Below are 10,900 nucleotides of genomic sequence, written 5' to 3'. Positions count from 1 at the left end.
AGATGTGTATAAGAGACAGGTGCGCGGCGCGGTCGCCCGGCACGCCCGGCGCGGCACGGTGGGCGGCCTGGCGGAGGCGCTCCGGCTGGAGACCGGTACGGAACCGGAGATCGTCGAGAGCGGCGGCACCGCCTGGTCGACCGGCCCCGGCACCCCGCTGCCGGGCCAGGACCGCCCCTGGGTGACCATCCGGATCCGGACGGTGGCCGATGGCGGCGGGGACGGGGAGCGGGCCGGCGTCCGGCAGCCGGACCGGGTGCGGCTGGAGGAGCTGATCGGCGCGGAGGTCCCGGCGCACGTCGGATTCACCCTGGAGCTGCTGTGATCTGCGACGAGTGCGGGCACCGGAACCCACCGGGGCGGGAGTTCTGCGTGGCGTGCGAGGCGTTTCTGGGGTGGGAGGCGGGGGAGGACCCGCCCGCGCCGAACGCGCCTGCCGGGTCTGCGGGTTCCGCCGGGTCTGCCGGGTCCGGCTCGCCCGCGCCTGCGCCCGCGTCCGGAGCACGGCCCACGCCCGCACCCCCTCCCGTAACGCCGCCTGTTCAAGGGGCACGGCCCGCCTCCGGCCCCCTTCCCGCGACGCCGCCCCAGCCCGCCCCGGGGACGCCACCGGCTCCGAGGACACCACCCGCTCCCCCTCACACCGCACCGTCCGCACCGTCCGCGCCTCCCTTCGTGACGCCGCCGGCGCCTGCCCCCGTGGCGGCGCCCGCGCCCATGCCCTTAACAGCACCGCTGCCTCCGGCGTCCGCGACGCGCCCCGGGCCGCCGGCGCCACCGGAGGCAGCGGCCCCCCGGCGCCCGGGCGAAAGACCGCCCGGTCCGGCTCCCGGTCCTGACGCGTGGCCGGACAGCGGGCCGGGGACCGCCACCGAGCCGGCCCGCCCGGAACCCGTCGGCGCGCCGGTCGTCTGCCCCAACTGCCGTACGGAGAACGCCCCGGGCCGCACCCTGTGCATCCGCTGCGCCCTGCTGCTGGACCCCGGGCCCGCTCCTGAGGGCCGGCTGCCGTGGTGGCGGCGGATCCTGCGCCGCCGGCCCCGGCAGACGCGCGTGGCGGGGGCGCGTCCCCGGCGCGGGTGGCGGCGGCCGAGGGTCGGGCTGCCCATCGTGCTGATCCTGCTGGCGGTGGGCGTGTGGTTCGCGCTGCCGCATCTCTCGGGCCTGTTCGGCTTCGCCAAGGAGGAGACCGGAACCCCGGAGTCCGTGCCGCCCGCTGTCTGCCGGGGCTCCAGCGAGGCGGGCGGGCACCCGGCCGCTGCGGCGTTCGACGGGTTCAACAACCGTTACTGGGCACCGGAGAAGACCGGCGAAGGCGTCGGGGAGCACCTGGAGTGCGACTTCGCGCAGCCGGTGCGGATGATGAAGATCGTGGTGTTCTCCGGGACGTCGGCGCGCCAGAACGAGTTCCTGACGCAGGGCCGCCCGGCGCGGCTCACGGTGGAGCTGACGTCGAAGGACGGGGAGAAGACCGACCGGACGATCCGGCTGCGCGACCAGGCGGGCCAGCAGACCTTCGACGTACGGGGTTCGGACACGGTCAAGGCCCGGCTCACCGTCGAGTCGGCGTACGGCTCGGGGGAGGGCCGGCGGACGGCGGTCGCGGAGATCGAGTTCTTCGGGCGGCGGGAGTGAACGGTCGTACGGGGGAGGCTCGTTACGGCTTCAGCCGGTCCGCGCGCATGCGCAGGTAGCGGGCCTCGGGTTCGCTGAGCGTGCCGTCGGCGGCCGCGCGGTAGGCGGCGCGGGCGGCGTCCGGTTCCCCGGCCCGCTCCAGGAGATGCCCGCGTACGGCGTCGAGGCGGAAGTGCGGCTCCACCGTCCCCGTCAGGGCGTCGACCTCCGCCAGCCCCGCCCGGGGCCCGTGCACCATGGCCACGGCGACCGCCCGGCCCAACGCGGCGGCGGGGTCGGGAGTGCGCCGCACGAGGAGGTCGTAGAGGGCGAGGATCTGCGGCCAGTCGGTGTCCTCCGCGCGCTCCGCCTCGTCGTGGAGGGCGGCGATGGCGGCCTGGAGCTGGTAGTCCCCGGCCGGGCCCTGGGCGAGCGCCTCCTCGGCCAGTGCGGTGCCTTCCGCGATGGCCGTACGGTCCCAGAGCGCCCGGTCCTGTGCGTCGAGCGGGATCAGGCCGCCGTCGGGCCCGGTGCGCGCCGGGGTGCGCGCCTCGGTGAGGACCATCAGCGCCAGCAGCCCGGTCACGCGCCCCTCGTGGGGCAGCAGCCTGCGGACGGCCCGGGTCAGCCGGATCGCCTCGCGCGCCAGGTCCGTGCGGTGGAGGTTCGGGCCGGCGGTGGCGGTGTAGCCCTCGTTGAAGATCAGGTAGAGGACCTGGAGCGCGGCGCCGAGCCGCTGGTCGAGGTCCTGGGCGTCCGGCCGCCGGAACCGCGTACCGCGCACCGTCCGCTTGGCCCGGCTGATCCGCTGCGCCATCGTCGCCTCCGGCACCAGATGGGCGCGGGCGATCTCCGCCGTGGTGAGACCGCCGACCGCGCGGAGGGTGAGCGCGATCTGGGCGGCGGGGGAGAGCGCGGGGTGGCAGCAGAGGAAGAGCAGGGTGAGGGTGTCGTCCTCGGAGGGGGCCCGGCCCAGGCCGCAGGGGTCTTCCCCGGGTGGCGGCGCGACGAACGCGTCCGCGGGGGTGAGGGCCGCCGATGTCTCCTCCCGCCTGCGACGGGCCTCGTCGCTGCGGAGCCGGTCGGTGAGGCGGCGGGAGGCGACCCGGATCAGCCAGCCGCGCGGGTTGTCGGGGACCCCGTCCCGCGGCCACTGCTCGGCGGCCGCGATGAGGGCCTCCTGTACGGAGTCCTCGGCCGGGTCGAAGTGCCCGTACCGGCGCACGAGCGCGCCGAGGACCTGCGGCGCGTGGCGGCGCAGCAGGTCCTCGATGATGACGTCGGCCGTACGGTCCATCCGCGTCCCAGGGTGTCGTGTCAGTCGTCGATCCCGCCGTCGACGGGCCGGATGAGCACCGGGTAGTCGGGCGCCCCGGCCGGCTGCGGACAGCGTGCCACGCGGGCCGCGATCTCGGTCACCCGTTCCAGGCTCTCGCAGTCGAGCACCCAGAACCCGGCGAGCAGCTCCTTCGTCTCGCTGTACGGCCCGTCCGAGATCACCGGACGGCCCTCGGCGTCGAGGCTGACGGCCCGGCCCGAGGCGGGCTCCCGCAGCCCGTAGCCGGTGACCAGCTCGCCCGACTCGGCGAGGTCGTCGTTGATGCTGCCCATGTAGGCGAACATCTCCTGCATGGCCTTCTCGTCCCAGGCCGGACTGTCCGCGTTCCCCTTGCCGGTCTGCGCGTCGTAGTCCGCCTGGCTGCCCTGGACCATCACCAGATACTTCATGACCGTCGCCTCCTGGTCGCTCGTTCGCTCGTGGTTCGGTTTTCCTCTTACACAGGGGACGTCGGGGCCGGTGCGGGGTTCTCGACACCACGCGCGAACTTTCTTCCGGATTCACCCGCTGGAGGGGGTGGAAGGCGAGGTTCAGTAAAGTTCGGCAGCGTTGCCCCACGCCTCACCCTCCGTCCCCTCCGCCCTCCTCATCCCCTCCCCCTCCCCTCCTCCTCCCTCCTCCTCCCTCCTCCTCCGAACGAGGTCCCGACCGTGTCTGCCGTTCCTGCCCCTGCCGCTCCCCCGCACCCCGTCTCCGTCGTGGGGATCGGCGCGGACGGCTGGCCCGGCCTGTCCCGTACGGCACGGGAGGCGCTGTGCGCGGCGGAGGTGCTGATCGGCGGGGCGCGCCAGCTGGACCTGCTGCCACCGGAGTGCGCCGGCGCCCGGGTGAGCTGGCCGTCCCCGCTGAGGCCGGCCGTCCCCCGGCTGCTCGCGGAGCACCGGGAGCGCCGGATCGCGGTGCTGGCCAGCGGGGACCCGATGTTCTACGGGATCGGGCGCGCGCTGGCGGAGGAGCTGGGCCCGGAGGGGCTGCACGTGCTGCCGCACCCGTCGTCCGTCTCGTACGCCTGCGCACGCCTCGGCTGGCCGCTGGAGGACACCGAGGTCGTGACGCTGGTGGGCCGTCCGGCGGCACGCCTGGCGGCGTCGCTGTACGAGGGCCGCCGGCTGCTGGTCCTGAGCGCGGACGCGAGCACGCCCGCCACGGTCGCCGCGCTGCTCACGGCGCACGGCTTCGGCCCGAGCCGGCTGCGGGTGCTGGAGCGACTGGGCGCCGAGGACGAGGCGTACGTGGACGGCCTCGCGGAGACGTGGGAGCAGCCCCCGGGGGACCGCCTGAACGTCATCGCGATCGACTGCCGGGCGACGGCGGACGCGCTGCGGCTCGGCACGGTCCCGGGCCTCCCGGACGAGGCGTACGAGCACGACGGCCAGCTCACCAAGCGCCACGTCCGGGCCGCCACGCTGGGAGCGCTGGCGCCCGCGCCGGGAGAACTGCTCTGGGACGTGGGCGGCGGCTCCGGCTCGATCGCGATCGAGTGGCTGCGGGCGCACCCGTCCTGCCGGGCGGTGAGCGTGGAGCGGGACCCGGTACGGGCCGAGCGGATCGCCCGCAACGCGGAACGCCTGGGAGTCCCGGCCCTGGAGGTCGTCACCGGCCCCGCACCGGCGGCCCTGGCCGAACTGGAGGCGCCGGACGCGGTGTTCATCGGCGGCGGCCTGACCGCGCCGGGCCTGCTCGACGCGTGCTGGGAGGCGCTGCGCCCGGGGGGCCGGCTGGTCGCGAACACGGTGACGCTGGAGTCGGAGGCGCTGCTGGCCGGGCGGCACAAGGCGCACGGCGGCGAGCTGGTGCGCCTCGCGGTGGCCCACGCCGTCCCGGTCGGCGGCTTCACCGGCTGGCGTCAGGCCATGCCCGTAACGCAGTGGTCGGCAGTCAAGCCCTCGGGTTCCGGGGCACGTTCGTACAAGGGAGATCGATCATGACGGTGTACTTCATCGGCGCGGGCCCCGGCGCGGCCGACCTGATCACGGTGCGCGGCGCCCGGATCCTCGCCGCCAGCCCGGTCTGCCTGTACGCGGGCAGCCTGGTCCCGGTCGAGCTGCTGGCCGAGTGCCCGGAGGGCGCCCGCCTGGTCGACACGGCGAACCTCGACATCGAGCAGATCACCGCCGAGCTGGTCCGGGCCCACACGGACGGCCACGACGTGGCGAGGCTGCACTCGGGCGACCCGTCGGTGTTCAGCGCGGTGAACGAACAGATGAAGCGCCTGGACGAGGCGGGGGTCCCGTACGAAGTGGTGCCTGGCGTCCCCGCGTTCGCGGCGGCGGCAGCGGCGTTGAAGCGTGAGCTGACGGTCCCGACGGTCGGCCAGACGGTGATCCTGACCCGTATCGCGCAGCGCGCCACGGCGATGCCGGAGGGTGAGGACCTGGCGACGCTGGGCCGCAGCGGCGCACTGATCGTGCTGCATCTGGCGGCGCGGTACGTGGACCGGGTGGTGGCAGAACTGCTCCCGCACTACGGGGCGGACTGCCCGACGGCGGTGGTGGCGATGGCGTCCCGCCCGGACGAGATCATCCTGCGCGGCCCGCTGGACTCGATCGCCGAGCAGGTGAAGGCGGCGGGGGTGATCCGGACGGCGGTCATCATGGTGGGCCGGACGCTCGGCGCGGAGCAGTTCCGGGACAGCCACCTGTATGCGGTGGGGCGGGACCGGGGGGAGTGCTGACGTCGACGGCCCGCTGTGGGCCGCCGATTCCTCCCAGTACACTCCGTGCCGTCCCGGCGAGGACGGGCGCTGAGCAGCTGCGGCTGATCCAGGTTGGACGTGTTCGGGCTTTGCAACGCCAGGTGGAGCGGCAGGCTCATGGGTGATCTTCTCCACCAGTGGTGGTTCTGGTTCCTCGCGCCATGACGGCTGGGGTGGTCAGGGTGCTCCGCGGACAGTCGTGACGGACAGGAACGGGTCGGTCGGCGGCACCAGTTCTCCGGTGGCGACTTCTGTCAGGTGCGCCGGAGCGTCTCCGCGTTGCAAGGCGGTCACGTACTCGATGGTCTGAGCGTGGGAGAGTGCCGGCACGCTGCGGCGCAGGATGTGCATGGCGTGAATCCTTCCCCGCGCCTCTGCCACCGCCCGGACCTCATCGTGCAGTTCGTCCACCGCGGTCCGCGTGGCCTGCCCGCGAATCCGGGAGCGGTAATCCGTCTCCCACGCGTCGGTCACTGCGGAGACGACATTGATCCAGTGCAGGCTGCCGTCGACGCGGTCGACAAGGTACGGCCCGTTCCCGGCCAGCATGAGGTTCGGATCCAGAGTGCGCAGATACTCCTCGGAGGTCCAGAAAACGATCCACACCAGCTCGTGCCGCTCCACGTCCGACACGGCCATGCGCATCGGGTCCAGCCCAGCCGACAACTGCCGTTGGTAGTCGCGTTCCAGCTCTTCCTCAACGGTCCGAACCGCGGCATCTCGCTCGATCACCCGGTCAGCATCCCGTAGGGACTGCGGCATCGGCCACCAGGTTTTCTGCCGGCTTCGACGGGCGACCGTATCCCGTTCGGGTGGATCTTGAGCCGATGGTCCACCGCGAACTACGCCCTGCCGTACCGTGATTGCGCTATCACGCTCTGTGTGTACCCGCACACATGGGGCGGCCCCCGGTGGTGTTCACAGCACCGAGCCGAGGGCCTACACCCAACTAGTGGAAAGAGGTCCACCGGGATGCTTTGGCATGCTATCGCGCCGCAACCTGCCGGAGGGCGGGGTGCGGTCCGCCGTGGGGTTCCTGCGGTACCGGCTGGAGCTGATGATGCCCGCAGCCGTTCTGCCCGCGCGGGGCGTTGAGCCGGAGTCGGTGTCCCCGCCCGCGCCTTCGTCCTCGTCCCCGTCCTCTCTGCCGTCCCCGTCTGCCGCCCCTCGGTACGTTGCCCCCCTTGTCACCTGCGCCGGGCCCGGGCCCGAGCACGTCTTCCGGGCCATGGCCGGGGAGACCGAGTGCCCGGAGTGCCAGCAGGCCGCCGCCTGGGCCCGCTGGGCCGAGCACCGTATCGCCGACCTCGGGGGCGACGCCGATGACTGGCAGGCGCAGGCGCAGGAGCAACTCGGTGGGTGGCGCGGGCGGTTGGCCGCGGCCACCGCCGCTGCCGCCGCCCGGCAGGCGGGGGCGCAGGCAGACGGGGACGCCGATGCGGACGCGGACGTGACCGTGCCCGGCGGCGAACCAGTCGCTGCCGGGCACGGATAGCAGGCACAGATGCGGCCTCGGGCAGAGGCCTCGCGCGTCAGCCCTTGATCTCGATCTCGCCGTTCTCCGAGGTCGAGGAGTCCGTCTCCTGGGCGTCCGACGTGGCGGGAGCGGGCACCGTGCTACCGACGCGGCCCTTCAGGTTCTGGAGGAGGGACGTCATGTCCACGCCCGTCGTCGAGGTCAGCAGCTCCATGCCCTGCGCGACGTTGTCGGTGACCGTGCGGGCCAGCTGGCTCGCGCCGTCCGTGGAGATGACCGTCATCTTGTCGATGGCGCTCAGCGGCTCGGAGGCCTTCGCCACGACGCTCGGGAGGACCTCGACCAGCATCTGGAGGACGGCCGCGTCGCCGTACTGCGCGAACGCGTCGGCCTTCTTCTGCATGGCCTCCGCCTCGGCCGCGCCCTTGGCGGCGATCGCCGCGGCGTCCGCCTCACCCTCGATGCGGACCGCGTCGGCCAGCGCCGAACGGTGCAGCTTCTCGCCCTGACCGGTCAGGCGCGAGCGCTCCGCGTCGGCCTCGGCCTCCTTGACCTGGGCGATGCGGCGGGCCTCCGCCTCCTGCTCTGCCTGGTACCGGGCGGCGTCCGCGGGCTTACGGACCTTCGTGTCCAGCTCGCGGTCGGTCAGTGCGGCCTGGCGCTCGGCGACCTTCTCCTGCTCCTGGAGGACTTCCTGCTGGCGTGCGGCCTCGGCGAGCGGACCCGCGGCGTTGGCCTTGGCGGCCGCCGCTTCCGTCTCGGCCTTGATCTCGGCCTGCTTCAGGTAGTACGTCCGCTCGGCGATGGCGATCTCCTCGGCCGCCTTCAGCCGCGCCTGCTCCGAGGCCCGCTTCGCGATGGCCTCGGCGATGTCCGCCTCCTGCTTGGCGCGGGCGGCCTCCGGGCGGCCGAGGTCCTCCAGGTAGGAGCCCTCGGTGGTGATGTCCTGGATCTGGAAGGCGTCCAGGATCAGGCCCTGGCCGGAGAGGCTGGCCTCGGCCTCCTCCGCGACCTGCCCGGCGAACGCGGCCCGGTCCCGGATGATGTCCTCGACCGACATACGGCCGACGATCGCGCGGAGCGCGCCGGAGAGCACCTCCTGGGTGAAGCCGACGATGCCGTCCTGCTGCTGGAGGAAGCGCTGGGCCGCGGCGCGGATCGCGTCCTCGCTGCCACCGACCTTGACGATCGCGACGCCTTCGAGGTTCGACTTGACGCCGCGCAGCGTCACCGCGCCGCGCACGGCGATCGGGATGTGCCGGCTGGACAGGTCCAGAGTGAACTTCTGCTGGACGAACGGCACGACGAAGACGCCGCCGCCCACGACGACCTTCTGGCCGCTGTTGTCGATGCTGGTCTGTCCGGTGACCGGATCCGTCGACTTCTTGCCGCGGCGGCCGGTGATGATGAACGCCTCGCTGGGCCCGGCCACCTTGTAGCGCGTGATGACGACGAGGCCGAGCAGAACGAGGAGTACGACGATGCCGATGACGGCGATGACTACTGGACTCATGGGATGTGTCCCCCCTGCCTCCCGTGGGGGACGGCAGATTGTTGTGGAACTGGGCGGTGCGGTGGAGTTGATGGTTGCGGTGGGTGTGTGGCGGGCGGGTGCGTGAGGGTGGGTACGGGGGAGAGGCTCGGTGGCCGCGTGGTCAGCGCTCCACCGGGCGGACCGCGACCGACGTGGTCGACAGCGCCTCTTCCACCCAGATCTCGGTTCCGCGTGCGACGGACGTGGCCGACTTGGCCGCGTACTTCACGGGCTGGCCTCCCAGTCGCAGCAGCACCTCGCCGTAACCGTCGGCCGGGATGGCCGTCACGACGGACCCCGAGGTGCCGATCAGGTCGGTTCCGCGCGGGGTGGTGTGCGTCTGGTCGCGCATCAGGGCCTTACTGAGCTTCCAGGTGAGCCACCCCGCCACGAGGCCGGCGGCGACGCCGACGACGGTGGCCAGGAACGTTCCCGCGCCTGTCGAGCCGAGCACGATCGCCCCGCCGAAGCCGAGCATCGAGACGAAGCCGGCGATCACCGGAAGCGAGAGCAGCCCGTCGAAGAGGCCGTCGAGAACACCGTCGAGGAGCCCTTCGAGGACCCCGCCGAAGATCAGGGAGAGCGCGAGCAGCACGATCCCCGCAATGCCGAGACCGAGAAAAATGGTCACGCGATCACTCCCCTGCCGCTGCTGCCCCTGTGGCCCCTGGTGTCGACTTCCCCCGAGCGTTTTCCGTCGATCTGGCTGGATGATCCCATACAGCACCTCCTTCGGTCACTGCCGGGTTCCGGCAATCTTTATGCGTCTTTGATGCCGGACAACCGGTCCGTGAGCGTGCTGAGCGACTGGAACGTCGCACCGAGCAGAGCCACGTGCTTCCAGCGCAGGACCCCGTCCGGGCCGATGAGAAAGACCGCCCGCCGCACCCCGATACCCGGCGCGGAGACCCCGTACGCCCGGGCGGCCTCCCGGCCCTCGTCGGCCAGCAGCGGCATGCGCAGACCGAAGGAGCGGGCGAACGACTCATGGCTGTCCACACCCTGTGGACTGATTCCCCAGACATCGGCGTCGAGACCCTCGAAGGCCTCCATGCCCGAGGAGTACGAGCACAGCTGCTTCGTGCAGACGCTGGTGTTGTCCCCGGGGTAGAACGCCAGCACCACGGACCGGCCGCGGGCGGACGACAGCCGGTAGTCGGCGCGCTCGAAGGCGTCGCCCGACAGGATTCCGCCCGGGAGGGTGAAGTCCGGTGCGGCGATGCCGAGTTGAGGGCCAGATGCCATGGGAGGCTCCTTCGCTGTCGTATACGGGGATGGCGCTGAGGGCACGGTTGGTTCCGCGACCGTGACCGTACAGTGGACGGCACTCCGCCCCCGTCGCGCCGTCGGCCCGGCGACCCGTACGCCCATCCGGAGCGGCCTCGGCACCGAATACGGGGCGAGGGGGCAGCGCGCCCCGCACCCGGACCTGGAGGTACGCGTGGCCCAACGACCGCCGTCGGCAGCGGTTCTCGTCCTGCACGGGGGCCGCGAGACCGGGACGGAACCCCCGCCGTCGGGTCTGCTGAATCTGCCCGGCACCCGGATGCGCCCCTTCGTCCGGGCCGTCGCGCGGGCCACCCGCGCGGCCGGCGAGGACGTTCTCGTGACCCAGGTGCGGTACGCACACCGGGGCTGGAACGGCACCCGCGCGGACCCCTTCCACGACGCCGTGGACGCCCTCGACGCGCTGCGGGAGGAAGCCGGCGATGAGCTGCCGGTGGTGCTCCTGGGCCACTCCATGGGCGCGCGCGCCGCCCTCCGCGCCGCCGGGCACCCCCTGGTGCGGGGCGTCGTCGGGCTCGCCCCCTGGTGTCCCCCGGGGGACCCGGTCACCCAGCTCTCGGGCCGTGACGTCGTCCTCGTCCACAGCAACCGGGACCGGATGACCAGCCCCCAGGCCACCCAGTCCCTCACCGCCCGGGCCCGTCGCGCCGGAGCCCGTACCTGCATGGTCACCGTCCGGGGCGGCGACCACGCCATGATCCGCCGGGCGGCCGCCTGGCACCGGCTCACCACCGCGCTGGTCACCGGACTTCTCGGTTCCGGCAGTCTGCCGGGCCCGGTCGGCGAGGCCCTCGACCTGCGGCCCACCGCCGAGGCCACCGAGGGCACCCTCGACCTGGACGCCGATCTCGGCCTCGGTCCCGAGCCCGGCCCGTATCCGGACCGGACGGGCGCCCCGCGCTGACCGGCCGCGCTGCGGATGCGGTGCGGGAGCGGGCGGCCGACGATGGAGAA

General features: G+C 73.2%; 11 protein-coding genes and 1 pseudogene. 6 read left to right on the top strand and 6 right to left on the bottom strand.

All coding sequences use genetic code 11. From position 1 onward, the window contains the following. Positions 1 to 325, top strand: a pseudogene (locus tag CR470_RS16520) (putative baseplate assembly protein); the annotation flags it as partial. 785 nt (positions 326 to 1,110) lie between these two features. Beyond that, positions 1,111 to 1,635, top strand: coding sequence for a discoidin domain-containing protein (locus tag CR470_RS16515; RefSeq protein ID WP_257138709.1), 525 nt, complete (start codon positions 1,111 to 1,113; stop codon positions 1,633 to 1,635). A 22-nt stretch (positions 1,636 to 1,657) separates the two neighbouring features. On the opposite strand, the gene CR470_RS16510 is transcribed toward CR470_RS16515, so the two are convergent. Then, positions 1,658 to 2,911, bottom strand: a complete 1,254-nt coding sequence (locus tag CR470_RS16510) for an RNA polymerase sigma factor (RefSeq protein WP_097868354.1) — start codon at positions 2,909 to 2,911, stop codon at positions 1,658 to 1,660. A 20-nt stretch (positions 2,912 to 2,931) separates the two neighbouring features. Continuing rightward, positions 2,932 to 3,342 carry a YciI family protein gene (locus CR470_RS16505; protein ID WP_097868353.1) on the bottom strand — a complete coding sequence of 137 codons (411 nt, stop codon included), beginning with the start codon at positions 3,340 to 3,342 and terminating at the stop codon, positions 2,932 to 2,934. Positions 3,343 to 3,603: 261 nt separating this feature from the next. Here CR470_RS16505 and cbiE point away from each other — a divergent pair, with 261 nt between their 5' ends. Both cbiE and cobM read left to right on the top strand, forming a co-directional pair. Continuing rightward, a complete protein-coding gene (gene cbiE / locus CR470_RS16500; RefSeq protein ID WP_097868352.1) occupies positions 3,604 to 4,881 on the top strand; it encodes a precorrin-6y C5,15-methyltransferase (decarboxylating) subunit CbiE in 1,278 nt (425 codons plus the stop codon). After that, positions 4,878 to 5,627, top strand: a complete 750-nt coding sequence (gene cobM, locus CR470_RS16495; protein ID WP_097868351.1) for a precorrin-4 C(11)-methyltransferase — start codon at positions 4,878 to 4,880, stop codon at positions 5,625 to 5,627. The genes cbiE and cobM overlap by 4 nt, the downstream gene beginning before the upstream one ends. A 198-nt stretch (positions 5,628 to 5,825) precedes the next feature. On the opposite strand, the gene CR470_RS16490 is transcribed toward cobM, so the two are convergent. Then, complete coding sequence (locus CR470_RS16490; protein WP_097868350.1) at positions 5,826 to 6,380, bottom strand: YrhB domain-containing protein; 555 nt, start codon at positions 6,378 to 6,380, stop codon at positions 5,826 to 5,828. Between the two features lie 250 nt (positions 6,381 to 6,630). Here CR470_RS16490 and CR470_RS16485 point away from each other — a divergent pair, with 250 nt between their 5' ends. Continuing rightward, positions 6,631 to 7,143 carry a hypothetical protein gene (locus CR470_RS16485; RefSeq protein WP_306667799.1) on the top strand — a complete coding sequence of 171 codons (513 nt, stop codon included), beginning with the start codon at positions 6,631 to 6,633 and terminating at the stop codon, positions 7,141 to 7,143. A 37-nt stretch (positions 7,144 to 7,180) separates the two neighbouring features. Here the strand turns inward: CR470_RS16485 and CR470_RS16480 are convergent, their stop codons facing one another. The 3 genes from CR470_RS16480 to CR470_RS16470 form a co-directional block, all read right to left on the bottom strand. Then, a complete protein-coding gene (locus CR470_RS16480) occupies positions 7,181 to 8,638 on the bottom strand; it encodes a flotillin family protein (protein ID WP_097868349.1) in 1,458 nt (485 codons plus the stop codon). Between the two features lie 142 nt (positions 8,639 to 8,780). Next, the gene (locus CR470_RS16475; protein ID WP_097868348.1) at positions 8,781 to 9,290 is read right to left on the bottom strand and encodes a hypothetical protein; all 510 of its coding nucleotides are present in this window, start codon (positions 9,288 to 9,290) and stop codon (positions 8,781 to 8,783) included. Between the two features lie 128 nt (positions 9,291 to 9,418). Further along, positions 9,419 to 9,904 (bottom strand): peroxiredoxin, encoded by a 486-nt coding sequence (locus CR470_RS16470; RefSeq protein ID WP_097868347.1) that lies wholly within the window; start codon positions 9,902 to 9,904, stop codon positions 9,419 to 9,421. 196 nt (positions 9,905 to 10,100) lie between these two features. Here CR470_RS16470 and CR470_RS16465 point away from each other — a divergent pair, with 196 nt between their 5' ends. Then, positions 10,101 to 10,850, top strand: a complete 750-nt coding sequence (locus CR470_RS16465) for an alpha/beta fold hydrolase (RefSeq protein ID WP_097868356.1) — start codon at positions 10,101 to 10,103, stop codon at positions 10,848 to 10,850. Positions 10,851 to 10,900 lie beyond the last annotated feature (50 nt).

This window comes from Streptomyces sp. rh34 (genome assembly GCF_002551245.1).
Classification (GTDB): domain Bacteria; phylum Actinomycetota; class Actinomycetes; order Streptomycetales; family Streptomycetaceae; genus Streptomyces.
This window is presented reverse-complemented; position numbering and strand designations above follow the sequence as displayed.